The organism is Bradyrhizobium sp. USDA 4486 (assembly GCF_054057995.1).
Genome location: NZ_JBSRZV010000001.1, coordinates 1,652,450 through 1,675,364, shown reverse-complemented (window position 1 = coordinate 1,675,364; position 22,915 = coordinate 1,652,450). Strand labels below are relative to the sequence as shown.

Below are 22,915 nucleotides of genomic sequence, written 5' to 3'. Positions count from 1 at the left end.
TGCAAATAGCAGAAATCGATATTACCCCAACAGATCAAAGGCAAAAATGTCTCGAAGTGTTTTGGGCAGCCCGCCGGGGCGTGGCGAGGTTCCGGTCCGGGAATCCAGGCGTGCCGGCTCGACAACGCCGCAGTGCGACGACAACGACCGCCGATGCGGCAGCGCAAGTGCCCGATTGAGGCCGAAAGCCGTCAAGCGCCCGGATCGACCTCTCGCTGGAGATATGCCACGCGCTCCTCGATAAGGACGCGATGGCGCTCCCACTCCACCAGAGTCTGCCTGAGCAACTGCACCAGCCGCTCCGCCTGACGCGTGTCGTGGCCGCCGGCTATGAGCTCACGAACGCGTTCTTCCTGGTCGCGGATGCGCTGCCAGCCTTCCTCAATGTCGTGGTCGGCCTTCACCAAAAGGCTCTGCTCGGCATTGAGCTGCGCGGTGCGTTCAGCAAGGGAGATGGCCATGGCGGAGCCTTCACGCCTCCCGTTTGCGAACCGGGGGGTCGAGCGATTGTAGCACGACGCGCCGGATCATGTCGGCATATTCGCGGTATTCGGCCGCGCGCGTCTCATACATCTCGGCAACCGCGGCCCGGCCGCTGCGCCGGCCGTCGGCGGCCATGCGCTGCACCAGCTCCGCCCGCTCCTCGATGATGCGCAGCGCGACGCGCAAGGCTTCATCGACCCGCCCTTCCTGCTCCTTGGCGAGTGCATCGGCGGTGAAGCCGTGCCCCACCTGGCAGCGGAAGCGCATCGGGCGCGCTTCCTTGACCTCAGAGAGCACGCCGCCGCATGCCGGGCAGGTCAGCGCGACAGGTTCGGCAATCGCGCCGAGATTGTCGCTGCCGACGCGCTCCCCGGCGGCAATTTCCACCTCGAGCCTGATCTCGGGCGGGATCGGCAGCGCCGCGCCAGCCGGCTCCCTGACGAGCTCGGACAGCACGTCGCCCATCGTGGCGCCGGGAACGCAGAGATCGACCGTGGTCGCTTCCATTGCGCGCCGCGGCATCTCGTCCGAAATTGCGTCCGCAGGGTCCTGAACCACGGCCATGCCGCCACAGCGCTTGATGGCGTTGAGGCCGGCCGCGCCGTCCGACAACAGGCCGCTCAGGAGCACGCCGATCACCCGCGGGCCGTGATAGAGGGCGGCGGAGCGGAACAGGGCATCGATCGCCGGCCGCACCATGTTCTCCCGCGGTCCTCGGCCCAGGAAAATGTGATCTCCGGACAGCAGCAGATGATGGTCCGGCGCACCCAGGTAGACCTGGCCTGGCTCGATTTTCATGCCGTTCTGGGCTTGCCGGACCGGGAGCGGCCCGGCACTGCCGGCGACCGTCGAGAGGATGCCGATGCCCTGCACCGGAATGTGCAGGACGACGAAGACGGCCGCGGGCAGATCTGCCGGCAGACGGCCCAGAATCTGCTTCAGTGGCGCGGTCGCTCCGGCCGAGCCCCCGATGACAATGATGTCGCGGTTGCTCATGGAACCGGCCTCCGATTGCATCGTTTGAAGTTTGCACCAAGGCGGGACAAGGTCTTATGTTCCTACAGAGTTGAAGCAACCGGAGGCACCATGGCGGCCCTATCTGCGTCATCGCATCGGCGCGCGCCGCTCACGGGACGCCGCATCCTCATCGTCGAGGACGAATATTTCCTCGCCGATGACATCGGCAGGACGTTCCGCAACCTTGGCGCCGAGGTCGCCGGTCCCGTCGGTCACCTCGCGGACGCGATGAAGATCCTGCACGACGGCAGTGTCCTGGATGCCGCCGTGCTCGACGTGAACATCCGCAGCGAGATGATCTTTCCGATCGCCCGCGAGCTGAAGGCGCGCAAGGTGCCCTTCGTGTTCACCACGGGATACGACAAGGTCACCGTCGGTGCTGAATTCCAGGACGTGCCGCTGCTGGAGAAACCGATCGATCTCCCGGCGATGGTACAAAAGCTGGTCGCGCTCATCGCCGATGCGCAGGCCTGACACGCAACGAGGCGTGTTCCTTCGCCGTCATTGCAAAAGGAGCAAGACAAAAGGAACGTTCGATGATCTACGCACCCGACATTACCGCCGACAAACAACTGCTGAGCCATTCGCGCCAGCTCGTTCGCGAGGCCATGGCGTTGCTACGCAGCAGCGATCATCTCGTGAGCGCGCTGCGCCTGCGCGACGGATTGGAGGAGGATCACGACGAGTCGTCATCCCGCGACGACAAGCGGGCCGGTGACGACCTGTGATTCGAGGGCGCCATTCGCCGATCAGAGCAAATGCGCGAAAGCGAGCCAAGCGGTCACCGCCAGGCAAAGGAGAACCGCAGCATAAGGCAGCGCGACGCGCAAGACAGGCCTCCCCGCTTCAGCTCATCATCATCCAGACGATGGCTACCAGCATCACGAGAAAGCCCGTGATTGCAGTCGCCACAAAGGCCTGTTCGATGCGATCCATTGCCATCGCAGCCCCCACCTACCACCTCGTGCAATCTGACGGCTTCGGAGGTCCTGCGCATTAGGCTATGTGAATCCGCGCGAGGCTTTGTCGGGCCGCGGAATCGGCCATCCCGCTTCTCAGAGATTGCGCCGACGGCGCGCTACGACTTCGCCGTGCCCGGCTCGGCCATCTTGCGGTGCTGCCTGGCCAGCATTTCGTTCGGCGTGACGTTGGCGATCGTGGTCTGGAGCTTGTTCTTCAGTCCGGTGACGATGTCCGCGTCGCCGCGCAGCATCGCATCGAAGCCGGCCTTGGCGACGTCATAGGCGCCATCCTTCGGTTCGGTGCCGACCTTGGTGTCCATCATGTCGGCGCGGCGGAAGAATTCGGTTTCGGTGGCGCCTGGCATCAGGCAGGTCACGGTGATGCCGCTGCCGCGCAACTCTTCGCGCAGCGCAAACGAGAACGAATCCAGGAACGCCTTGCTGGCGTTGTAGACCGCCTGAAAACTGCCCGGCGTGAAGCCGGCAATCGATCCCGTGATCAGGATGCGCCCGGAATTGCGCCGCAGCATCTCGTTGCCGGCGCGATGAATTAGGTAGAGCGTGCCGGTGATGTTGGTGTCGACGATGTGCCTGATGCGCCGGAAATCCTGATCGAGGAAGGCCTTGCCGAGGCCGACGCCGGCATTGGCAAGCAGCGCGTCGATCGGCCGGTCGCCCACGGCCGCGCAGAGCTTGTCGACACCTTCGGTGGTGGCGAGATCAGTCTCGACCGGCTCGACGCTGCCGCCGAGCCTGCGCAGATCGACGGCCACCCGTTCGATCTCGGGCTCGTCCGCCGCGATGACCAGATTGAAACCTGCTTGCGCGCAGCACCTGGCGAGCTCCAGGCCGATCCCGGTGGAGGCGCCGGTGACGACGGCGAGTTGATTGGCGGGCATGAGCGTGTTCCTTCGACGTCATTCTTGGAGGCGGGATGATCACGCCCAATCACTGCCCTGCGGTCTCGTTCCTATTTGCACGCGCCAGTGCGGTGCGAACAATTTGCGCGCCGCATAGCAACCATCGTTCATTGCTGGACTTAGATGCCTCGTGGTTAGCCGTGGAGGACGGACATGAAGGCGCTGGTTTGGCATGGCAAGGAGGACATCAGGTGCGACACCGTCACCGATCCTGAAATCCAGGACCCGCGCGACGCCATCGTCAAGGTCACGAGCTGCGCCATCTGCGGCTCCGACCTGCATCTCTTCCACAACTACATTCCTGGCATGCTGCCCGGCGACATCATGGGCCACGAGACCATGGGCGAAGTGGTCGAGGTCGGCTCGGGCGTCAACGGCAAGCTGAAGAAGGGCGACCGCATCGTCGTGCCGTTCACGATCATCTGCGGCGAATGCGACCAGTGCAAGCGCGGCAATTTTTCGGTGTGCGAAACCACCAACCGCAAACGTCATCTCGCCGACAAGGTGTTCGGGCACAGCACGGCGGGCCTGTTCGGCTATACGCATCTGACCGGCGGCTATCCCGGCGGCCAGGCCGAATATCTGCGCGTGCCCTTTGCCGACGCCACCCACATCAAGGTGCCCGCCGGCGTCCCCGACGAGCAATTGCTGTTTCTCAGCGACATCTTCCCGACCGGCTGGCAGGCCGCCGTGCAATGCGACATCGTTCCGACCGACACGGTCGCGATCTGGGGTTGCGGCCCCGTGGGGCAGATGGCGATCCGCAGCGCTATCCTGCTCGGCGCCAACCAGGTGATCGCGATCGATTGCCTGCCCGAGCGTCTCAGCATGGCGGAAGCCGGCGGCGCCACGACAATCAACTTCGAGACCGAGAGCGTGCTGGAGCGGCTCAAGGAGCTGACCGACGGCAAGGGGCCGGAAAAGTGCATCGATTGTGTCGGCATGGAATCCCACGTGATGGCTTCCCTGCCCGACACCCTGCTCGACCGAGCCAAGCAGATGGTGATGGCGGAGAGCGATCGGCCGCATGTGCTGCGCGAGATGATCTATGTCTGTCGGCCCGGCGGCATCCTCTCGGTGCCGGGCGTGTACAGCGGCTTTTCCGACATGCTGCCGATGGGCGCCTTCATGAACAAGGGTCTGACGATGCGGACCGGCCAGACCCACGTCAACCGCTGGACCGATGATCTGCTCCGCCGCATCGAGGAAGGCCAGATCGATCCATCCTTCGTCATCACCCACACCGTTCCGCTCGAGCAAGGCCCCGAGATGTACCAGGTGTTTCGCGACAAGCGCGACTCCTGCGTCAAGGTCATGCTGAGGCCCTGAGGAGCAAGCTCATGTTTCATTTCTCCAACATCGTGCGCACCAAGGGCGATCCGAAGATCATCGAGGGTGGGCCGAGCCTGAAACGGCCGGAAGACCAGCTCGCCCGCGCGCTCGGCTGGTTCAGCATCGGCCTCGGTGTCGTGGAATTCTTCGCGCCGCGACGCGTCACCGAAACGCTGGGCATGGAAGGCCGCGAGACGCTGGTGCGTGCCTTCGGCGTGCGCGAGATCCTGGCCGGGATCATGTCGCTCTCGGTCGACAAGAACGCTGGCCTGTGGGCGCGCGTGGGCGGCGACGGCCTCGATGCCGCCGCGCTGCTCTCGGGGCTGACATCAGACAATCCCAGGAAGGGCAATATCGCCCTGGCGCTGCTGATGGTCGGCGGCATCGCCATGCTCGACTACCGCGCGGCGCAGGACACCAAGCCGCGCCGGCCGCCGCGCGATGCACGCCGCAAGCTCTATCCGAACCGCAGCGGCTTCCCCAAGGGCATCGAGAACGCTCGCAGCGCGGCGAAGCAGATCGCCGCGCACGCCAAGCATGACGAGGTGAAGCGAGACGATGACTGAACGGTCCCGTGAAGCAGGTGCGTGGTGGGAATCCGCCGTCATCTACGAGATCGCGCTGATCTCCTTCCAGGACTCCAATGGCGACGGCAAGGGCGATCTCGCCGGCCTGATGTCGCGCATCGATTATCTGAAATGGCTCGGCGTCGACGCGGTCTGGCTGACGCCGATCTACAAGAGCCCGTTCCGGGATCTCGGCTATGACATCTCGGATTACTGCTCGATCGATCCTGCCTTCGGCAGCCTCGATGATTTCGACCGCCTGCGCGAGGCGCTGCACGCCGAAGGCATCCGCCTCATCCTCGATCTCGTTCCCAATCACACCGCGGACGATCACGCATGGTTCGTCGAGAGCTCCAGCTCGCCCAACAGCGCCAAGGCCGACTGGTACATCTGGGCCGATGCGGCCGAGACCGGCGGGCCGCCCAACAACTGGCTGAGCCGCTTCGGCGGAAGCGGCTGGGAATGGTGCGAGGCACGGCGGCAATATTACTATCATTCCTTCCTGGTCGAGCAGCCTGACCTCAACTGGCGCAATCCGCAGCTGCGCGCCGCGATCGCCGATGTGATGCGGTTCTGGCTCGACCGCGGCGTCGACGGCTTTCGCGTCGATGCCAGCGCGGTCCTGATGAAAGATGCGCTGCTGCGCGACAATCCACCAAACCCGCAGGCCCAGGGCAAACCGCCGCCGCAGCGTCAGACGCCTGTTTTCACCGACGACCGGCCGGAGACCATGAACTGCATCGAGTTCATCCGCGAGGTGATCGACGCCTATCCGGAGCGGCTGCTCTGCGGCGAGGTGCAGGGCAAGACCGACCGCATCGGTCACTTCTACGGCAACGACCGGCCGCGCCTGCATCTGCCGCTCAACTTCGCGCTGCTCGACGCGCATTGGGATGCGCTGTCGCTGCAAGCGGCGATCGACGCCTATTATAACGCCCTGCCCGACCACGCCTGGCCGGTCTGGCTGATCGGTGGCCACGACAAGCAGCGGATCGCGAGCAAGATCGGCGAAGCGCAGATGCGCGTGCTGGCGATGCTGCTGATGACGCTGCGCGGGACGCCGTTCCTGTATATGGGCGACGAGATCGGCCGCAAGCGGGTGCCGATTCCGCCCGATCGCGTCCGCGATCCCTTCGAGAAGCTGGTGCCAGGATACGGGCTGTGCCGCGATCCCGAACGCGCGCCGATGCGGTGGGATGACAGCGGCAATGGCGGTTTCAGCACCGGCGATCCCTGGCTGCCGCTGGAGCGTGATGGCGCGCTCAACGTGGCCGCGCAGCAGCACGACGAACGCTCGATCCTGGCGCTGTTTCGCGCGCTGATGACGCTGCGGCGTGAGCATGCGTGCCTGCGAAAGGGCGGCTATAAGCCGCTGCGCGCACAAAACGACGTACTTGCCTACCGGCGAACCGATGGCCGGAACGAGATCCTGGTCGCCCTCAACATCGCCGCCGAGCCGCGCAAATGGCACTGGCGAGGCCATGGCCGCCTGCTGATGTCGACGCATCTCGACCGGCCGCCCGCGGCGCTGCCGGACGCCACCGTGCTGCTCCGGGGCAATGAAGGCGTGATCATCGCGCTGGAGACCCGGTGATCGCCGCAGGAACCATCGGCGCGCCGGCGAGTCTCATCAACGCTTCCGGCGTCCCCCCGCTGCCGGAAGCGCACCAGACCGCAGCCCCGGCGCTCCCACCTTCAAGCGCCGGGGCTCGCGGCGTGAGCCTGGAGGCAGGTCATATCGGAGGCAGCTCATGGGCAAGACCAAGGATCTTCGCGAGCGGATCGTCGGCAAGACGAGGCAAGCCGTCGGCGAGATCATCGGCGACCAGGATCTCCACGACGAGGGCAAGATGCAAGCCGAGCGCGGCCGCGACGAGCAGGGTCAGCCGAGCGAGCTCAATCCGCTGAAGAAGCTCAAGCGACTCACGTGAACCGCCGTGCAGCCGGCCGTCTCCCTTCAACACACCGGCGGAAGCATCTCTTTGCTCTCCGCACGGTCGCGGCGTTCACGCTGGATCGCCGCTGCCGCGCTCGGCCTGATCAGTAGCAGCTTCTCGACCATCGTCAGCCAGCTCTTCGCCACCCGGATTGGCCGCGATGCGGCGGTCGACTGGATGACGGTCGCGGCCATTCCGGCGCGCGACTGGGCGATCAGCGCCGAGCCGTCGTGGAGCGCGATCCTCACCGGCATCGCCTTCCACCAATGGGCGGATTTTTCCTGGGCGCTGGTCTTCTTCGGCGCGCTCGGGCGCTGGACCGCCGATTTGCGGCCGCTGACGATCCTGCTGCTCGCGCTGCCCTGGGCGGTGTTCTCCTCGGCCATGGAATGGTTCGTGCTGGCGCCGCTGTTTCCGTTCTGGCAGCCGCTGTTCACGCTGCAACAGCCCTACTGGATCGGCTTGCTCGTCCACGGCTCTTCCGCCGTGATGTATCCCCTGTTCGCCGGACTGCGCTGGATGCCGGGCAACGCGCCGGCACGAGACGTGCGCTTCACCAATGCCTGGATCACCGGCGCGGTTGCCGTGCTTGCGATGCTCGGCACCATCGCGCTGCTCGGCAGCGTCGGCTACGAGTTGCCGTGGATGGGCCGCGACAAGGATGCCGACCAGGCCTATCTTCGCCACATGACGACGCACCACGCGCAGGGTATCGAGCTCGCGCAGATCGGCGCCGAACGCGCCCGCGACCCGCATCTGCGCAAGCTCGCGATGCTGATGGTCGCGAGCCAGACCGGCGAGAACAGGATTTTCGAGACCTGGTGGCTGAGCTGGTTCGACACGGACATGCCGGATTGCAGCACAGAGGAACGTGCCGCCATGCCGGGCTTCCTGACGCCGAACGAGATGCGCCAGATCAAGAGCGCGCCGGCCGACCAGTTCGACGCGCTGTTCGTCGCAGCGATGAGCAAGCATCACAGAGGCGCGGTCAGGATGGCTGACCAGATGTGGCACAGCCGCGGTGATCTGCGCCTGCGCATCATGGCCCATGCCATTCGCCACGAGCAGCAGGGCGAGATCGCGCTCATGCAAGGCGTGAATGGCGTTGCCGCTGTCATCACCGCCTTCCGCAACATGCGCGGTGACAACGTCAATTGCGCGCTGGGAACATCGGCTCGGCGAGCCGATTGGCGAACACAATTCCCAAACGGCCCATTCGCCGAGGCAAACGTATCAAAGGTTAATGCGTTCGGCCGTCCTTCTCAGTCAAAGTCCGGCACGGGCGGTGGGCATCGGACATCGCATGCAAGCAGGATTTGCTTACTCCAGGCTCGCCGATCGTCTGGCGAGCCTCGCCGACCTGACCGCCGACGATCTCGGGCTTCTCGCGGACATGCCGAGCGGTATCGCGCATGTCGGCGCACGTCAGGCCATTCTGCGGCATGGCGACGAGGCGACCCAATGCTGCCTGGTGCTGCAAGGCTATCTCTCCTGGCAAAATACCGAAACCCAGGACGGGCAGATCACGTCGATCTGCGTGGCCGGCGACATCGCCAACCTGCACACGCTCTATCGTCCGCGCATCGACGGCAATCTGATCGCGCTCGGCCCCGCCGTCGTCGCGCTCGTGCCGCACCGCTTCTTTCGCGAGATGGCGGCGCGGTCGCCGGCGATATCGCACGCCCTGCTGCTGATGCTGCTTGCCGATCACGCCGTGCAGCGGAACTGGACGGTCAATCTCGGCAGCCGCGATGCATTGACGCGCGTGGCGCATCTGATCTGCGAGATCACCACGCGTCTGCAAATCGTGGGTCTCGCCACGGATTTCAGATTGTCCTCGCCCTTTACCCAGTCCGACATCGCGGCCGCCTGCAGCATCTCCGCGGTGCACGCCAATCGCACCATCCAGGAGCTGCGCCGCTGCAAGCTGCTGCAATGGCAGGGCAAGACCATCACGATCACCAATTGGCCGGGACTGGTCCGGCTCGCCGGCTTCGATCCGGCCTATCTTGGTCTGCGGTCCGCAAGGAGCGATGCGCGGCTGCCGCACCCGAGAGCGGTGCCGGCCGTCGCGCTCGCTTGAGCCGCTTCGAGGCGCGCCTTCTACGCGCGCCAGAACTCCGCAAGCTCTTCTGCGGTCACGAGGTCCACCTGGCCGTGGAAGCGGGTGCGATACATCGTCATCAGCGCATCGTGCCCGACGTCGGACGAGCTGCACAGCGCGTCTTCGACGATGACGACCCTGAACCCGAGATCGACGGCGCTCAGCACCGTCGACAGCACGCAGACATCCGTCTCCGCTCCGGTGATGACGACCGTGCCGACGTGCTTTGCGACCAGCAGGCGCGCAAGAGCGGGATTGCTGAACGCCGAATAGGCCGGCTTGTCGACGACCGCTGCGGGCGGAACGAGCCGGCCGAGCGCCGGCACGAGGTCGAGCGCGGAGGGCGGCAGGTGCCTGCGCGTAGCCTCACGCCAACGGTGAAAATAACTCTGCCACTGGCCGGGGCGATCTTCCGGATCCTGCGGCGTGATGAAGCGCGTAAAGATCGTTCTTTCCCGATAGCGCGACGCGATCGCGGCGATCGTCGGCAACACCCGTTCCATCCACGGCGTCGCCCATAGGCCGCCGGGCGCGAAAATGTTCTGCATGTCGATGCAGAGGTGGGCGGCGCTGGTGATATCAGCAACTTTCGACGTGCCGTCCCTCATCCTCCGTCACCGCCAGCTCGCGTTCAACTCGCCGAAATCGGGGCTTCTGCACCGTCGATGATCTCGGGAAGGACGTCCTTGAACAGGCGTACCGGAACGGATTTGGCCGCAGGGACCTTGCTGCCCTCCGCGTAATGCCAGAGCGGCACGAGCACGTTGCATTCCGGATAGTAGCCCGCAATGTTCCTGCGCGGGATGGCGTAGGGCACGACCTGGAGCTCGCTCAGACTGCGCTCGACGCCGTCGCCCGCTTCCGTCACCAGCGTGACGGTGTCTCCCGCCTTCAGCCCGTCGTCCTCCATGTCGGCAGGGTTCATGAACACGACATAGCGGCTGCCCGCGATGCCGCGAAAGCGATCGTCCTCGGTGTAGATCGTGGTGTTGAACTGCCCGTCCGCACGCATCGTCATCAGCTCGTAGACGCCGTCGTTTTCGCGCGGCGGCGCGAAGGCCGCCTTCGGAACCGTGAAGTTCGCCTTGCCGTTCGGGGTCTTCCACTTCCGTTCGCGCGCCGCGAGCGGCCGCGCAAAACCGCCGGGCTCGAACATCCGCGCATTGAAGTCCTTGAACTGATCGGGATAGGTGCGCTCGACGGCGTCCCGAACCTTCGAGTAATCGCCGACCCAGGCGTCCCAATCGACATTGGGATTGGGCTTCAACGTCGCCTTGGCGAGACCGGCAATGATCGCCGGCTCCGACAGAAGATGTTCGGCCACCGGCCTGCGCTGGCCGCGCGAGCCATGGATGCAGGCGGTGGAATCCTCCATCGACACCGCCTGCGCGCCGCTGGCCTGCTCGTCGATCTCGATCCGGCCAAGGCACGGCAGCAGATAGGTGATCTCTCCCGGCACGAGATGGGTGCGGTTGAGCTTGGTCGCGATCTGCACCGACAGGCGCAAACGTGACCATGCGGGCTCCATCAACGACCGCTCGGGAACAGCACGGAGGAAATTGCCGCCGAGGCTGACGAAGCCGCGAACCTCGCCCTTCAGGATGCCCTCGCAGGCGTCCACCGTCGACAGACCATCCCATCGCGGCGGCTCGAAACCGTAGAGCTTGGCAAGCTTATCGAGCGGCACGAGCTTGGTCTTCTCGGAGATGCCGACCGTGCGCTGGCCCTGGACGTTGGAGTGGCCGCGGATCGGCGAGATCCCGGCCCCGCGCTTGCCGATATTGCCGCGGAGCAGCAGCAGATTGACGATCATCTTTGTCGTCTCGACGCCGTGCTTGTGCTGGGTGAGGCCCATGCCGTAGTTCGCAATCACGGCGTTCGCCGCCATGTAGGTGTTGGCGGCCGCGAGCATTGCCGACTGCGGCAGACCCGAGGCTCGCTCGATCTCGCTCCATTCCTGCTCGCGGCAGAACCTCGCGAACTCCTCAAATCCCGTGGTGTGCTGCTCAATGAAATCGACGTCGATCACGCGCGGCTCGCCGTACTTTACGGCGCGATCATCCGCCTCGATCACCAATTTGCAGATCCCGATGATCGCCGCAGCGTCGCCGCCGACTCGCACCTGATGATATTGCGAGCTGATGCGGGTCCCGCCCGCAATCATCTGGACAGGATTTTGCGGGTTCACGAAGCGCTCGAGGCCACGCTCGCGAAGCGGATTGAACACGACGATCGGCACGCCGCGCTGCGCCGCCTCCTGGAGCGGATGCAGCATGCGCGGCGCATTGGTCGTGGTGTTGTGACCGAAGAAGAAGATGCAATCGGTGGTCTCGAAATCCTCCAGCAACACGGTGCCGACGGGAACTCCGATTACCTCCGGCAGCGCCACCGACGTGGTTTCGTGGCACATGTTGGAACTGTCGGGGAAATTATTGGTGCCGTACATCCGGCCGAACAATTGGTACATGTAGCTCGCCTCGAGCGAGGCGCGACCGGACGTGTACATGATGACGGAATGCGGATCGAGCCGGTTCAGCTCCGCGCCGATCTCCCGGAAGGCCTCGTCCCAGCCAACCGGCAGATATTTGTCGCTGGCGCGATCGTAACGCATCGGCGTCGTCAGGCGCCCCTGCTCCTCCAGTTGGTGATCGGACCAGGTTTGCAGCTCGGCCAGCCTGTGCTGTGCAAAAAACTCCGGCGTCACGGTCTTGCGCGTGATCTCCCAGGCGGTTGCCTTGGCACCGTTCTCGCAGAACTCGAACGGACGCGGTTTTGCCGGCTTGGCCCACGAACAGCTCACGCACATGTAGCCATCGGGCTTGTTCTGCTTGAGCAGGATCTCGCTGCCGAGGATCGCGACCTCTTCCTGCGTCAGGATGTGAGCAACGGCGTTGAGCGAGCCCCAGCCACCTGCCGGACCATCGTAGGTCTCGACCTTTGCCTTTTGCCGCATGACATGTCCTTCGATCGTGCAAGCCTGAACGCGAAGAACCCGAGATGCCATCGCAAGTTCCTAGGCGTTTGGGAACCTTGCTCACGCTCGCGCGTCGATGAACAGACGTAAGGCAAGCATGCATGCACGGCTCCCAGTTCAGCGCACGCGATCGCGTCTCGACACCCGCGGCCTCGGTGAAAATGCCCCGGCTTACGTCGAGCGGCACGCACGACGCACGCATCATGGCCGAGGAATCTCCGGTGGCGCTCGTCTATGACGGCACGACGACTGCCGTGCTGATGGCGAGCCCCGGCGACCTGACCGATCTCGCACTCGGATTCAGCCTGACCGAGGGGATCATCACAGACATCGGCGAGATCGAGGAACTCACGGTCGTTCCCGGCGCCGACGGCATCGAGCTGCGGCTATGGCTGCGGCCAGACGCCGGACGCCGGCTGAAGCAGCGACGGCGGCACCTGGTCGGACCGACCGGTTGTGGCCTGTGCGGCATCGACAGCCTGCACGAAGCGCGCCGCATCGCGCCGCCGGTCGAGCGGGCGACGGGCCTCACGCGCGAGCAGATCAGTTCGGCCATCGCGGCGCTCTCCGAGTCGCAAATCCTCAATCACATGACACGCGCCACCCACGCCGCCGGATTTTTCGAGCCAGGCAGCAGAACCATGATCGTGCGCGAGGACGTCGGCCGCCACAATGCACTCGACAAGCTCGCCGGCGCCCTCGCGCTCGAAGGCACATCCGGGCGCACAGGCGCCGTCATCCTCACCAGCCGCATCTCGGTGGAGATGGTGCAGAAGACCGCAGCGATCGGTGCCGGCGTTGTCGTCGCGATATCGGCGCCGACCGCGCTTGCCGTGCGAACGGCGGAGGCCAGCGGCATCACGCTCGTCGGTGTCGCGCGGGGAGACACATTCGAGATCTTCAGCCATCCGGCCCGACTTCGCGGTTGAACCGGCACGCGCGCCCCGCGGCGTTCGTACTTAGCGAGGCAATCGACTCAATAGGTGGCCGCACTGTGCGGCCCTGATCGCGTTTTAGGGAGCCTCTCTCCGGGGCCTGCCCGTGATTCCACGCCCGACCCAAGCCCTCGGCGACGCCAATCCGACCAACGCAAACTGTGAACCTCCCCGGGGATATCCTTGTGGATACCCTGTGGAGAGGTCACGCCAAGCGCGCCCCCGCGAGCCAAAAACATCAGTAATTTCAAGGGAAGTGGTGCGCTCGGAGGGACTCGAACCCCCACGATTTTACTCACTGCCACCTCAAGGCAGCGCGTCTACCAGTTCCGCCACGAGCGCTTGGGAATGCCGGCTTGAGGCTTGAAGGCCCGCCGCATCAACGGCGCCGATCTAACAAATCCATCAGTGGGGTACAAGTCTGCTGAAGCCCTGACTTCCACAAGCTTGGGACAAAAATGTTCCGTGCCTGCCCGACCGGGCTGCCCCCGGGGGGCCGCTGTGCCACGGGCCCTACCGGGTCCCAGGCGAGCGCGGCAGCATCTGTTTGACCTCGACCGCGATCCGATTGCGGTCGACCAGCACGACGCCGGAGGCCACCGGCAGATTGTTGGCGAGAACCTTGACCTCGTCGGCCTCGGTTGCGTCCAGTTCGATGATGGCGCCGCGGGAAAGACGTAATACTTGATGGATCGGCATGGTGGTCGTCCCGAGGACGACCATGAGATCCACGGTGACTTTATCGAGAGTGGGCACTGTCAGGACCGCCGCAACTTGGGACTGGGGCCAAAGAGCTTGGCATTTGCTCCCGCGATGATCACCACGTTATGGTTAGCCAATGGTTAATTCTCCTCAAAACCCCCGCCCAAACCAACGTCAAGAGCTCGATTTAACGTCGTTTTCCGTCTCAGGCGGTGAGCCCGCCGAATGGCGCATCTCGGACGCACCGGTGCCCTATCCGGACGCCGTCGCCGAAATGGAGGCGCGCGTCGCCGCCATCGCGGCCGGCGAGGCGCCGGAGCTGGTCTGGTTGCTGGAACACCCCCCGCTCTACACCTCGGGCACCTCGGGCAAGGAAAGCGACCTGCTCGATCCCCGCTTCCCGACCTTCGCCACCGGGCGCGGCGGGCAGCTGACCTATCACGGGCCCGGCCAGCGGGTTGCGTACATCATGCTCGACCTCAAGCGGCGCCGGCCGGACGTGCGGGCCTATGTGGCGAGCCTGGAGGAGCTGATCCTGAGGACACTCGCCGCCTTCAACGTCCGCGGCGAACGGCGCGAGGACCGGGTCGGCGTCTGGGTGAAGCGGCCCGACAAGGGGCCTGAGCACGAAGACAAGATCGCCGCGATCGGCGTTCGGCTGAAGCGCTGGGTCTCGTTCCACGGCATCTCCATCAATGTCGAGCCGGAGCTGTCGCATTTCGCCGGCATCGTTCCTTGCGGCGTCGCCGATCCCCGCTATGGCGTCACCTCGCTGGTCGATCTCGGCCAGCTCGCAACCATGGCCGATGTCGACATCGCGCTTCGGCAGGCGTTTGAGGAGCTGTTCGGGCCAACCAAAGCGTTGGTGCCGGAAGCAGCTGTCTAACATTTTTCTCCCTGAGCCCGACCGCGCGTGTTCTCCGCACGCCACGGAATCAACTATGCTCGATTCCGGTGCCGCCCACGCCTCCCCCCTCCGCCGCGAAAGCAGACATCATGCCGGGCTATTCAACATCGGACCGACTGTTCGAGCGCCAGGCATAAGGAGGGATTGCGCTTTCTGCTCGCAATGGGAGGTTTTGACGATGAGACTTTCTGCGCCGATCTATCATCTGAAGCGTAAAGCAAAGCGCCTGTCGCGCGAGCAAGGCATTCCGCTGCACGCTGCGCTCGACCGCATTGCTGCGACGGAACGGTTTTCCGCCTGGAGCATGCTCGCGGCGAAGGCGGCGGCGATGACTCCGGCCAACAAGCTGTTCCCGCAAATTCAGCCTGGCGACCTCGTGCTGGTCGGCGCGCGTCCCGGCCAGGGCAAGACGCTGATGAGCCTCGAACTTGCCGTCGAAGCCATGAAGTCAGGCCGTCGCGCCGCGTTCTTCTCGCTCGAATATACCGAGAGGGATGTGCTGGATCGCCTGCGCACGATCGGCGTGGAGCCGGCGCAGTTCGCGGACATGCTCGAGGTCGACTGCTCCGACGTGATCAGCGCCGACTACGTGGTGAAGCAGATGGCGACGGCTCCTCGCGGCGCAATCGTCGTGATCGATTATCTGCAACTGCTTGACCAGCGGCGGGAAAACCCCGACCTGACCGTTCAGGTGCGCGCGCTGAAATCCTTCGCGCGCGACAAGGGACTGATCGTCGTCTTCATCTCGCAGTACCGGTCCTACGATCCCTCCATCAAGCCCTGTCCTGATCTCAGCGACGTCAGGCTGCCGAACCCGCTGGACTGACGCTGTTCGACAAGACGTGCTTCATCAACAACGCCGAAGTTCAGTTCCGCGCGGCGAGCTGATCCAACCGACGCGGCCGCGGGTGAGACGGCTCACCCGCGGCTTGCGGCCTCACGCCGCTTCAGCGAAACCTCGAGCTTGCCGGCGATGTAACGCCGCTCCTGGGTCAGGCCGCCAAAACCGTAGGCATCGCCCTTGACCTCGTCGACATGCAGATAGGTCTCAGGATGCAGCGGGCCCAGAATTTCGGCCATGCGCTCGAACATCGCGGCGAGATAGGCCGCCTTCTCGTCCTTGGTGTTGGTGCCTTCGGTGACATGGATGTCGATCCAGTAGCTGGCGAGCTTCTGCTCGGCGAGCGACTTGCCGCCGGCGAACCAATCGCCCGCATCGACCGATTTCACGATGATGGCGGTGACCGCGGGATCCTTGTGCAGGATCTTTGCGGTGAGCTCCGAGACTGCGCTCGCAATGTCGGCCTTCAGCGACGGCGACTGGCGGGACGACGTGTAGGATACGGTGATCAGGGGCATGGTCGTTCTCCTCGAGATGTCGCGCAGGTCTTGCGCGGCGTTGGTGAGAAGCTAGACCTACTCCTGTCATTTTGGTACCTTATCTCTGCTGATACGAATGATAAATAATCAAAATGACAGCCACACTCGACATCGCCACCGTCCAGGCCTTCCTGCTGGTCGCCGACCTCCAGAGTTTTACGCGCGCCGCCGAGGCGCTCGGCACGACCCAGGCGGCGGTCAGCCTCAAGCTGCAACGGCTGGAGACCTTGCTAGGGAAACGCCTCGTCGAGCGCTCGCCGCGTGCGGTCCGGCTCACCGCCGACGGCGCCAGCTTCCTCGATCGCGCCCGGGCGCTGATGGCCGCGCATGACCTCGCGCTCTCGGGCGAGGCGCCGGCTACACAGTCGCTCTCGCTCGGCATTTCCGACCACGCGGCAGGCCCGGAACTGGTGCCTCTGCTCGAACGCCTGCATGCGATGTCGTCGAACCTCACCCTCGCCGTCACCATCGGCTTCTCGCGCGAGATGCAGGATGCCTATGATGCAGGCGAGCTGGATGCGGTGATCGTCCGCCAGGAAGGCAGCCGCCGTGGCGGCGAAGAGCTGGCCGAGGACGAATTCGGCTGGTTCGCGTCACGGCGCTTCGCCTTGCCGAAGGGCGAGCCACTGCCGCTCGCGACACTCGCCCCGCCCTGCGGCGTCCGCGCCATCGCGGTGCGCGCGCTCGACAAGGCCAGTGTCGCCTGGCGCGAGCGTTTTGTCGGCGGCGGTGTCACCGCGGTTGTCGCCGCTGCGCTGGCGGGCCTCGCGATCGCGCCGCTGGCGCGGCGGATCGCGCCTCCCGGGCTGATCGATATCGGGCCCGCGCACAAACTGCCGAAGCTCGGCAGCTCGAAAGTGATGCTGCATTCGAAGGTCAGCGATCCCGTAAAACTGGCAGCGTTGCGCGCAGTGACGGCAACGTTTCGAAGTGCAGCCGCCACCTGAAACCTCAAAGGATTGCCTCGAACGCGCTGCGCAGCGTTTCGTGCCGAAAGACAAAGCCGCGGCTCAGCGCCTTGTTCGGCAGCACACGCTGACCGCCCAGCAAAAGCTCGTCGGCAAAGCCGCCGCCGATCCTGCGCAACAGCCCGCCCGGGATACGGAACACCGCGGGCCGATGCAGACGACGGCCGAGCTCTTCCGTGAATTTTGCATTGGTGACCGGGATCGGCGCGGTGGCGTTGACGGGCCCGGTGAGATCCGGCGTTGCCATCACATAGGCGATCAACCGGATGAGGTCGTCTCGCTCGATCCAGGACATCCACTGCCGCCCGGTGCCAAGCGGACCGCCAAGGCCGAACTCGAACGGCGTCAGCATCCGTGTAATGAAGCCGCCTTCGGTGCCGAGCACGAGGCCGATGCGCAAGTACACCACGCGGACGCCAAGCTCCTCGGCCGGCCCGGCCGCCTTCTCCCAGGCCGCGCACAGCTCGTGGCTGAAGCAGGCGTGAGATTTGGCCGATTCCGTCAGCACCTGGTCGGCCCAGAGGCCGTACCAGCCGATCGCGGAGCCGCTGACCAGCACCTCGGGCTTGCGCTCGAGCCGCGCGATCAGTTTGACGACTTCGCCGGTCATGTCGATGCGCGAGCCGATGATCTTCGCGCGCTTCGCCTCAGTCCACAGGCCGTTGCCGATCGGCTCTCCCGCGAGATTGACGATGGCGTCAATTGGCGTATCCGCGGCAAGCTGATCGAGGCTGGTGATCAGCGTGACCGGCGGCGGCAACATCTCGGCCTTGGCGGGGTTACGGATCAGCGCGATGACGTGATGCCCCGCCCCGCTGAGGCTCGCCACAAGGCGGCTGCCGATGAAGCCGGTGGCGCCAGTGATCAGCACGGTCTTGCGGCCGGGCAACTTTTCGACCAGGCCCTCGGCAGGAACGCTTCGCATGCGGCCGAGCCGCCGCATGGCCGCAAAATCCCTGATGCCGCAGAGCGACGCGCCAACCGCGCAGCCGGTCGCGGCGATGCTGAGCAGGCCCTGATAGACCATCCTTACGCCGAACGGCTGCATCGCCCAATCGATCAGCACCGGCAGCAGCAGAACCAGGATGGCGCCGTAATTGATCGCGAGCAGCGTGTGATTGATGCGCTCGCTCGGCGGCAGCTTTCGGCTCAGATCCTCCTCGACGAAATCCATCAGCGTGATGATGATCTCGGCCACCAGCACCGCGACGATCAGCAGCGCCAGCACGCCATAGACCTCGAGCCAGCCGAGCAGCAGGAACAGCAGCGCATAGAGCATGTTGCGGATCCCGTGCAGCTTGAGCTCAAAACGCTGCGACGGACGCCAGGCCAGGCGCTCGGTGAATTCGTGGTGATAGAAGGTGTCGAACACGCCCATCACGATCTGGATGGCGATGAGCGTCCACAAGAGCGGCGTCATGATACGGCCTCCCTGAACAATACGGACTGGTGGATCAGCGCGCCGTAACGCGGATGAATGACATCGAGGGTGAAGCGGAACGCGCCCTCGCCAAGATCGCTGTGCGTCACGGTGAGATCGCCCGGCGTGAGCCATTGCGGCAGCGGGATCCAGAGACGTCCAAGCTGGAGCCCATAACCGGCGCTGCGGAACGTCAGCGCCTGTCCCTCGACCGCGATACGGAGCGCCATCGACACGCCGAAGCCGACATACTCCTCGAGCCCGGTCGGACCGGCGAAGCGTTTTGCCGAATGGATCACCTGCGGAAAACCGCGCTTGCGCGAGCAGATGCGGGTCCAGGTCTGACCTCCCGTCGCGCCGTCCTCGGTAACAGTCACGATCATGGGCACGCCGGTGTCGCGCCCCGTGGGCAGCGGCCCGCCGATCAGCCGCGCGACTTGTGCGAGCCACCATCCGATGTCGCTGAAGGCGACCTCGTCGACGACACCGACATAGACCACGCTGTCGCCGTCGGCGACGCGTTTGGAGAAGCGCCGCCAGGTCGCGAGCGGCAGGCGGCCCCAATCCTCGTCCGACAGCAGGCTGCGGAAGCGGCGATCATCGAGCAGTTTGGTGTGAGCGGAGGTTGGTACGTTGGAGCCTGATAATCTCGCCGACGTCATCGCAACCTCCTCACCTCTATTTGGCCTTGCCCGGCGGCAGCAGGTTGGCGATCTTCTCGCCAAGCCGCATCAAGGCAACCAGCCGCGGCCGCGGCACCTTCAGCATCTGCATGAACCAGTGGTCCGCGAGCTCGGTGAAGGCGAGCATCTCCTTCAGCCGCTTGCTCGCGACCGGACTGATGGTCGGATCATCCGTCGCAGCGGACACGCAGGCCCTGAGCGCGACGATGGCCGGATCGATCTCCCGCTCCTTGCGCCGCGCCGCGATGCGGACAGCGACCTCCCAGATGTCGGTCTCGGCCTCGTAATGGTCGCGGCGGTCGCCGAGGATCGGCACCCGCCGGATCAGGTTCCAGGCGAGCAGCTCCTTGAGCGAGTTGGAGACATTGGACCGCGCCATGCCGAGCGTGTCGGCGATGTCCTCGGCCGTCATCGGCGCCTCGGCCAGATAGAGCAGCCCGTGGATCTGGCTGACCGAGCGATTGACGCCCCACCCGTCCCCCATGTCACCCCAATGCAGGATGAAGCGCTCGGCGGCGGCAGGGAGTTTCTTCTTTCCGGTTATTTCTGTCATAACAGAAACATCTGATAAATAACATTGATTGTCAAGCGCGATGAGCGGCCGGGCCGTCCCTGCATACCGCCCGCGAGATTTGCCTAAAAATGTCCCAGGCACGGGAACAATTTGCCGAGCTGTGGCGTTTGCCCCCGTTCAGGCAGGGTTCCGGAATGGTCGAAAAGTTCAGTCGGCAGAGAGACTTGTTCGAGAGCGAGCGCAGTTTCCGGCTGCTGGTTGAAGGAGTCGCGGACTACGCCTTGTACATGCTGGACCCCAACGGGATCATCACCAGCTGGAATATCGGCGGCGAGCGCATCAAGGGCTATTCGCCCGAGGAAATCCTCGGCCAGCATTTTTCCCGCTTCTACACGGAGACCGACCGCGCCGATGGCAAGCCCGCGCGTGCGCTCGGCATCGCCAGGGAAAAGGGCCGCTACGAGGAGGAAGGCTGGCGCGTCCGCAAGGACGGTACGTTCCTCTGGGCCAGCGTCGTGATCGATCCGATCTACGAGGACGGCGAGCTGGTCGGCTTCGCCAAGATCACACGCGACATCACCGAGCGCCGCAACGCGCAGCTCAAGCTCGAGGCGATGCAGAAGCAGCTCGCCGAGTCCCAGAAGTTCGATGCGCTCGGCCAGCTCACCGGCGGCGTCGCTCATGACTTCAACAACCTCTTGATGATCATCAGCGGCAGCCTCCACGTGTTGAAGCGGGGCGCCGATAATGAAGCCAAGCTCGAACGCGCAATTTCGGCGATCGAGACGGCGACCAAGCGCGGCGCAGCGTTGACCAACCAGCTTCTCACCTTCGCACGGCGGCAGAGCGTCAATCCGCAGGCGATCGATTTCGCCGACCGCATCGGCGCGATCCGCGAGGTGCTCGATGCCGGCGTCGGCAGCTCCGTGCGCGTGACCTACGACGTCAGCCGCGACGTCTGGCCGATTAAGGCCGATGTCTCGGAACTCGAGACTGCGCTGCTCAATCTCGTCATCAACGCCCGCGACGCGATGCCCGACGGCGGCACGGTGACGATCCGTGCGCGCAATGTCGTGCTGGATGAAGCGTCCCTCGCCGGCGAATTCGTCGCGATCGACATCGCCGACACCGGGCTCGGCATTCCCTCGGACGTTCTCGACAAGATCTTCGAGCCGTTCTTCACGACCAAGCCGATCGGCAAGGGCACCGGCCTCGGCCTGTCCCAGGTGCACGGCTTTGCCCATCAGGCCGGCGGCACCGTGAAGGTCGCGAGCGAGCTCGGCAAGGGTACGACTTTCACCATCCTCCTGCCGCGCGCCGAAGGGGCGCCAGCGCGCGAGGCGACGGGAAGTGGATCGTTCCGCGGCAGCGGCACCGTGTTGCTGGTCGAGGACAATCCGGACGTCGCCCTCGTCAGCATCGGCCTTTTGGAGCAGCTCGGTTACCAGGTACGGCGCGTCTCCGATGCCGAAGCGGCCTTGCGCGAGATCGAGACGAACGGCGTCGACTTCGTGTTCTCCGATATCGTCATGCCCGGCAAGATGGACGGGCTCGGCCTCGCCCATCTTCTGCGCCAGATCCGCCCCGGCCTGCCGGTCCTGCTCGCCACCGGCTACAGCGACGTCGCCTCCGGTATACGCGGCGATTTCCCGATTCTGCGCAAGCCGTACGAGATCCACGAGCTGAGCGAAGCGATTTCGAAGCTGCCGAGGTGATTGTTCACCTTCCCACCTCGGCGCCGTCATGGCCCGGGCTTGGTGTTTGGCCCGGCCACCCCCGCCTGGCCCGGTTGCACGAAGAACGATGATGCCCGGCCTTCGCCTCGCCGAACCGGCTTCGGCTGCGCAGGCGGGACACGCATGACGACCTCTTGTGAGATCGCCTACACCGTCGGCAACACCGAGAACTTCTCCCCTGCCCCGCGCAGATTGAGCTCGTCCGCACTGGCAGTCTCACTCGTCACGCTGTCCACGCGCGCGGACGGCGGTCCGTGCCGGCACAGCGCGACCATGTCGGCGACGTGCTTCGGCGTTCCCGCGAACAGCGCTTCGACGCTGCCGTCGCGACGGTTGCGGACCCAGCCTTCGAGGCCGCTGGCGGCGGCCTGATACTCGACCCAGGCGCGATAGCCGACGCCCTGCACGCGCCCACGGATCATGACCTGGAGGATCGCCCGGCTCATTTCTTCAGTCCGAGAAGATCGGCGCTGCGCGCTTTTACCTCGGCGTCGCGCATGACGCGATTGGTCAGTTCTGCTGACGGCAATCCCCTCAGCGCTTTCGGTGCCGCGCCCTCGCGCAGCGCCTTCTGCGTCTCGTACACCGCCTGCATCGCCGCCGCGATCGACGCATGTCCCTGAAGCGCGATGCGCACGCGCCGGCCGGCGAGATAATCGAGCGCGCTCAAGTCCTCGGGCGCGCCGCCGAGCACGATCGGCAGGCGCGTCGCAGCCGCAATCGCGTCCAGCTCCGCGCGCGATTTGATGCCGGTGAAGAACAGCGCATCGACGCCGGCGGCCTCATAGGCCTGCGCCCGGCGGATCGCATCGTCGAGCGAGGTGATCGAGGCAGCTCCGGTGCGGCCCATGATGACCAGCGAGGCATCGCTGCGGCCATCGAGCGCGGCCTTCATCTTGCCGACGCCCTCCTGCAGCGAAATCAGCTGCGTCTTCGGCTCGCCAAAGGCGGCGGGCAGCAGCGTATCCTCGATGGTGAGGCCGGCGGCGCCCGCCGTCTCCAGCTCCTGCACCGTGCGGCGGACGTTGAGCGCATTGCCATAGCCATGGTCGGCATCGACCAGCACAGGCAGCGCGGCGGCGCGCGACATCCGCCGCATCTGCTCGGCAAGTTCGGTGAGCGTAATCAGCGTGACATCAGGGTCGCCAAGCACCGCGAGCGATGCGACCGAACCGCCGAACATGCCGAGCGGAAAGCCGAGATCCTCGGCGATGCGGATCGAGATCGCGTCATAGACCGAGCCGGGATGGACGCAAGCCGAGCCCGACAGGATCGAACGCAGTTTCTCGCGGCGGGAACGAAAGGCCATGGTGTCCTCTCAACTATTGCGACGCGGCCGCAATGACGGTGCTTGTGGGGACGGGCGAGAGCCCCA

23 protein-coding genes, 1 tRNA gene and 2 pseudogenes are annotated in these 22,915 nt (G+C 65.0%); 13 read left to right on the top strand and 13 right to left on the bottom strand.

Annotation, left to right across the window (positions count from 1 at the left end; all coding sequences use genetic code 11):
• Positions 1-191 precede the first annotated feature (191 nt).
• Together ACVWY3_RS08210 and ACVWY3_RS08205 are read right to left on the bottom strand one after the other, a co-directional pair.
• Positions 192-461, bottom strand: coding sequence for a hypothetical protein (locus ACVWY3_RS08210; RefSeq protein ID WP_456837999.1), 270 nt, complete (start codon positions 459-461; stop codon positions 192-194).
• A 10-nt stretch (positions 462-471) separates the two neighbouring features.
• Positions 472-1,479 carry a chemotaxis protein CheB gene (locus tag ACVWY3_RS08205; protein ID WP_456837998.1) on the bottom strand — a complete coding sequence of 336 codons (1,008 nt, stop codon included), beginning with the start codon at positions 1,477-1,479 and terminating at the stop codon, positions 472-474.
• 90 nt (positions 1,480-1,569) lie between these two features.
• Here ACVWY3_RS08205 and ACVWY3_RS08200 point away from each other — a divergent pair, with 90 nt between their 5' ends.
• The gene (locus tag ACVWY3_RS08200; RefSeq protein WP_456837997.1) at positions 1,570-1,974 is read left to right on the top strand and encodes a response regulator; all 405 of its coding nucleotides are present in this window, start codon (positions 1,570-1,572) and stop codon (positions 1,972-1,974) included.
• Between the two features lie 62 nt (positions 1,975-2,036).
• Positions 2,037-2,228 (top strand): hypothetical protein, encoded by a 192-nt coding sequence (locus ACVWY3_RS08195; RefSeq protein WP_456837996.1) that lies wholly within the window; start codon positions 2,037-2,039, stop codon positions 2,226-2,228.
• A gap of 350 nt (positions 2,229-2,578) precedes the next feature.
• Here the strand turns inward: ACVWY3_RS08195 and ACVWY3_RS08190 are convergent, their stop codons facing one another.
• Positions 2,579-3,361 (bottom strand): SDR family NAD(P)-dependent oxidoreductase, encoded by a 783-nt coding sequence (locus ACVWY3_RS08190; RefSeq protein ID WP_456837995.1) that lies wholly within the window; start codon positions 3,359-3,361, stop codon positions 2,579-2,581.
• Between the two features lie 174 nt (positions 3,362-3,535).
• Here ACVWY3_RS08190 and ACVWY3_RS08185 point away from each other — a divergent pair, with 174 nt between their 5' ends.
• The 6 genes and pseudogenes from ACVWY3_RS08185 to ACVWY3_RS08160 all read left to right on the top strand — a co-directional run bounded on the left by ACVWY3_RS08185 (position 3,536) and on the right by ACVWY3_RS08160 (position 9,300).
• A complete protein-coding gene (locus tag ACVWY3_RS08185) occupies positions 3,536-4,711 on the top strand; it encodes a zinc-dependent alcohol dehydrogenase (protein WP_456837994.1) in 1,176 nt (391 codons plus the stop codon).
• Between the two features lie 11 nt (positions 4,712-4,722).
• Entirely contained in the window at positions 4,723-5,280 is a 558-nt protein-coding gene (locus ACVWY3_RS08180; RefSeq protein ID WP_456837993.1) for a hypothetical protein, read from the top strand.
• A complete protein-coding gene (locus tag ACVWY3_RS08175) occupies positions 5,273-6,874 on the top strand; it encodes an alpha-amylase family glycosyl hydrolase (RefSeq protein ID WP_456837992.1) in 1,602 nt (533 codons plus the stop codon). The genes ACVWY3_RS08180 and ACVWY3_RS08175 overlap by 8 nt, the downstream gene beginning before the upstream one ends.
• A gap of 157 nt (positions 6,875-7,031) precedes the next feature.
• A complete protein-coding gene (locus ACVWY3_RS08170) occupies positions 7,032-7,211 on the top strand; it encodes a CsbD family protein (RefSeq protein ID WP_456837991.1) in 180 nt (59 codons plus the stop codon).
• Between the two features lie 45 nt (positions 7,212-7,256).
• Positions 7,257-8,372 (top strand): annotated as a pseudogene (locus ACVWY3_RS08165) (DUF305 domain-containing protein); the annotation flags it as partial.
• Between the two features lie 148 nt (positions 8,373-8,520).
• Entirely contained in the window at positions 8,521-9,300 is a 780-nt protein-coding gene (locus tag ACVWY3_RS08160) for a Crp/Fnr family transcriptional regulator (RefSeq protein ID WP_456837990.1), read from the top strand.
• 20 nt (positions 9,301-9,320) lie between these two features.
• Here the strand turns inward: ACVWY3_RS08160 and ACVWY3_RS08155 are convergent, their stop codons facing one another.
• Positions 9,321-9,929 carry a cysteine hydrolase family protein gene (locus ACVWY3_RS08155; protein WP_456837989.1) on the bottom strand — a complete coding sequence of 203 codons (609 nt, stop codon included), beginning with the start codon at positions 9,927-9,929 and terminating at the stop codon, positions 9,321-9,323.
• A gap of 23 nt (positions 9,930-9,952) precedes the next feature.
• Complete coding sequence (locus ACVWY3_RS08150; protein ID WP_456837988.1) at positions 9,953-12,274, bottom strand: FdhF/YdeP family oxidoreductase; 2,322 nt, start codon at positions 12,272-12,274, stop codon at positions 9,953-9,955.
• Between the two features lie 182 nt (positions 12,275-12,456).
• Here ACVWY3_RS08150 and fdhD point away from each other — a divergent pair, with 182 nt between their 5' ends.
• Positions 12,457-13,224, top strand: a complete 768-nt coding sequence (gene fdhD, locus ACVWY3_RS08145) for a formate dehydrogenase accessory sulfurtransferase FdhD (RefSeq protein WP_456843315.1) — start codon at positions 12,457-12,459, stop codon at positions 13,222-13,224.
• A 263-nt stretch (positions 13,225-13,487) separates the two neighbouring features.
• On the opposite strand, the gene ACVWY3_RS08140 is transcribed toward fdhD, so the two are convergent.
• Both ACVWY3_RS08140 and ACVWY3_RS08135 read right to left on the bottom strand, forming a co-directional pair.
• Positions 13,488-13,572 (bottom strand) — tRNA-Leu (locus ACVWY3_RS08140).
• A gap of 171 nt (positions 13,573-13,743) precedes the next feature.
• The gene (locus tag ACVWY3_RS08135) at positions 13,744-13,986 is read right to left on the bottom strand and encodes a FliM/FliN family flagellar motor switch protein (RefSeq protein ID WP_018647371.1); all 243 of its coding nucleotides are present in this window, start codon (positions 13,984-13,986) and stop codon (positions 13,744-13,746) included.
• An 82-nt stretch (positions 13,987-14,068) separates the two neighbouring features.
• On the opposite strand from ACVWY3_RS08135, the gene lipB reads away from it, so the two are divergent.
• Together lipB and ACVWY3_RS08125 are read left to right on the top strand one after the other, a co-directional pair.
• Positions 14,069-14,818, top strand: a complete 750-nt coding sequence (gene lipB, locus ACVWY3_RS08130) for a lipoyl(octanoyl) transferase LipB (protein WP_456837987.1) — start codon at positions 14,069-14,071, stop codon at positions 14,816-14,818.
• A 199-nt stretch (positions 14,819-15,017) separates the two neighbouring features.
• Positions 15,018-15,727, top strand: a pseudogene (locus ACVWY3_RS08125) (DNA helicase).
• A gap of 30 nt (positions 15,728-15,757) precedes the next feature.
• Here ACVWY3_RS08125 and ACVWY3_RS08120 read toward each other — a convergent pair.
• On the bottom strand, positions 15,758-16,198 hold the full coding sequence (locus ACVWY3_RS08120; protein ID WP_456837986.1) for a tautomerase family protein: 441 nt from the start codon (positions 16,196-16,198) through the stop codon (positions 15,758-15,760).
• Between the two features lie 113 nt (positions 16,199-16,311).
• Here ACVWY3_RS08120 and ACVWY3_RS08115 point away from each other — a divergent pair, with 113 nt between their 5' ends.
• Positions 16,312-17,166, top strand: a complete 855-nt coding sequence (locus tag ACVWY3_RS08115; protein ID WP_456837985.1) for a LysR family transcriptional regulator — start codon at positions 16,312-16,314, stop codon at positions 17,164-17,166.
• 4 nt (positions 17,167-17,170) lie between these two features.
• Here the strand turns inward: ACVWY3_RS08115 and ACVWY3_RS08110 are convergent, their stop codons facing one another.
• Genes ACVWY3_RS08110 through ACVWY3_RS08100 form a run of 3 tightly spaced genes read right to left on the bottom strand, consistent with a single transcriptional unit; the run spans position 17,171 to position 19,843 of the window.
• Complete coding sequence (locus ACVWY3_RS08110; RefSeq protein WP_456837984.1) at positions 17,171-18,607, bottom strand: TIGR01777 family oxidoreductase; 1,437 nt, start codon at positions 18,605-18,607, stop codon at positions 17,171-17,173.
• On the bottom strand, positions 18,604-19,269 hold the full coding sequence (locus ACVWY3_RS08105; RefSeq protein WP_456837983.1) for a DUF4166 domain-containing protein: 666 nt from the start codon (positions 19,267-19,269) through the stop codon (positions 18,604-18,606). Before ACVWY3_RS08105 ends, ACVWY3_RS08110 begins: the two co-directional genes overlap by 4 nt.
• A gap of 16 nt (positions 19,270-19,285) precedes the next feature.
• A complete protein-coding gene (locus tag ACVWY3_RS08100; protein WP_456837982.1) occupies positions 19,286-19,843 on the bottom strand; it encodes a GbsR/MarR family transcriptional regulator in 558 nt (185 codons plus the stop codon).
• A gap of 155 nt (positions 19,844-19,998) precedes the next feature.
• On the opposite strand from ACVWY3_RS08100, the gene ACVWY3_RS08095 reads away from it, so the two are divergent.
• Complete coding sequence (locus ACVWY3_RS08095; RefSeq protein ID WP_456837981.1) at positions 19,999-21,519, top strand: ATP-binding protein; 1,521 nt, start codon at positions 19,999-20,001, stop codon at positions 21,517-21,519.
• A 167-nt stretch (positions 21,520-21,686) separates the two neighbouring features.
• Here the strand turns inward: ACVWY3_RS08095 and ACVWY3_RS08090 are convergent, their stop codons facing one another.
• A complete protein-coding gene (locus ACVWY3_RS08090) occupies positions 21,687-21,986 on the bottom strand; it encodes an acylphosphatase (RefSeq protein WP_456837980.1) in 300 nt (99 codons plus the stop codon).
• The gene (locus tag ACVWY3_RS08085; RefSeq protein WP_456837979.1) at positions 21,983-22,849 is read right to left on the bottom strand and encodes an isocitrate lyase/PEP mutase family protein; all 867 of its coding nucleotides are present in this window, start codon (positions 22,847-22,849) and stop codon (positions 21,983-21,985) included. The genes ACVWY3_RS08090 and ACVWY3_RS08085 overlap by 4 nt, the downstream gene beginning before the upstream one ends.
• Positions 22,850-22,915: the final 66 nt, after the last annotated feature.

Excerpts from the sequence above, each read along its gene's own strand:
- ACVWY3_RS08180 (WP_456837993.1), top strand. The coding sequence starts at position 4,723 with ATGTTTCATTTCTCCAACATCGTGCGCACCAAGGGCGATCCGAAGATC.
- ACVWY3_RS08170 (WP_456837991.1), top strand. The coding sequence starts at position 7,032 with ATGGGCAAGACCAAGGATCTTCGCGAGCGGATCGTCGGCAAGACGAGG.
- fdhD (WP_456843315.1), top strand. The coding sequence starts at position 12,457 with ATGCCCCGGCTTACGTCGAGCGGCACGCACGACGCACGCATCATGGCC.
- ACVWY3_RS08115 (WP_456837985.1), top strand. The coding sequence starts at position 16,312 with ATGACAGCCACACTCGACATCGCCACCGTCCAGGCCTTCCTGCTGGTC.
- ACVWY3_RS08105 (WP_456837983.1), bottom strand. The coding sequence starts at position 19,269 with ATGACGTCGGCGAGATTATCAGGCTCCAACGTACCAACCTCCGCTCAC.
- ACVWY3_RS08160 (WP_456837990.1), top strand. The coding sequence starts at position 8,521 with ATGCAAGCAGGATTTGCTTACTCCAGGCTCGCCGATCGTCTGGCGAGC.
- ACVWY3_RS08100 (WP_456837982.1), bottom strand. The coding sequence starts at position 19,843 with ATGACAGAAATAACCGGAAAGAAGAAACTCCCTGCCGCCGCCGAGCGC.
- ACVWY3_RS08200 (WP_456837997.1), top strand. The coding sequence starts at position 1,570 with ATGGCGGCCCTATCTGCGTCATCGCATCGGCGCGCGCCGCTCACGGGA.
- ACVWY3_RS08090 (WP_456837980.1), bottom strand. The coding sequence starts at position 21,986 with ATGAGCCGGGCGATCCTCCAGGTCATGATCCGTGGGCGCGTGCAGGGC.
- ACVWY3_RS08190 (WP_456837995.1), bottom strand. The coding sequence starts at position 3,361 with ATGCCCGCCAATCAACTCGCCGTCGTCACCGGCGCCTCCACCGGGATC.
- ACVWY3_RS08205 (WP_456837998.1), bottom strand. The coding sequence starts at position 1,479 with ATGAGCAACCGCGACATCATTGTCATCGGGGGCTCGGCCGGAGCGACC.
- ACVWY3_RS08120 (WP_456837986.1), bottom strand. The coding sequence starts at position 16,198 with ATGCCCCTGATCACCGTATCCTACACGTCGTCCCGCCAGTCGCCGTCG.
- ACVWY3_RS08195 (WP_456837996.1), top strand. The coding sequence starts at position 2,037 with ATGATCTACGCACCCGACATTACCGCCGACAAACAACTGCTGAGCCAT.
- ACVWY3_RS08155 (WP_456837989.1), bottom strand. The coding sequence starts at position 9,929 with ATGAGGGACGGCACGTCGAAAGTTGCTGATATCACCAGCGCCGCCCAC.
- ACVWY3_RS08150 (WP_456837988.1), bottom strand. The coding sequence starts at position 12,274 with ATGCGGCAAAAGGCAAAGGTCGAGACCTACGATGGTCCGGCAGGTGGC.
- ACVWY3_RS08085 (WP_456837979.1), bottom strand. The coding sequence starts at position 22,849 with ATGGCCTTTCGTTCCCGCCGCGAGAAACTGCGTTCGATCCTGTCGGGC.
- ACVWY3_RS08185 (WP_456837994.1), top strand. The coding sequence starts at position 3,536 with ATGAAGGCGCTGGTTTGGCATGGCAAGGAGGACATCAGGTGCGACACC.
- ACVWY3_RS08210 (WP_456837999.1), bottom strand. The coding sequence starts at position 461 with ATGGCCATCTCCCTTGCTGAACGCACCGCGCAGCTCAATGCCGAGCAG.
- ACVWY3_RS08110 (WP_456837984.1), bottom strand. The coding sequence starts at position 18,607 with ATGACGCCGCTCTTGTGGACGCTCATCGCCATCCAGATCGTGATGGGC.
- lipB (WP_456837987.1), top strand. The coding sequence starts at position 14,069 with ATGGTTAATTCTCCTCAAAACCCCCGCCCAAACCAACGTCAAGAGCTC.
- ACVWY3_RS08095 (WP_456837981.1), top strand. The coding sequence starts at position 19,999 with ATGGTCGAAAAGTTCAGTCGGCAGAGAGACTTGTTCGAGAGCGAGCGC.
- ACVWY3_RS08175 (WP_456837992.1), top strand. The coding sequence starts at position 5,273 with ATGACTGAACGGTCCCGTGAAGCAGGTGCGTGGTGGGAATCCGCCGTC.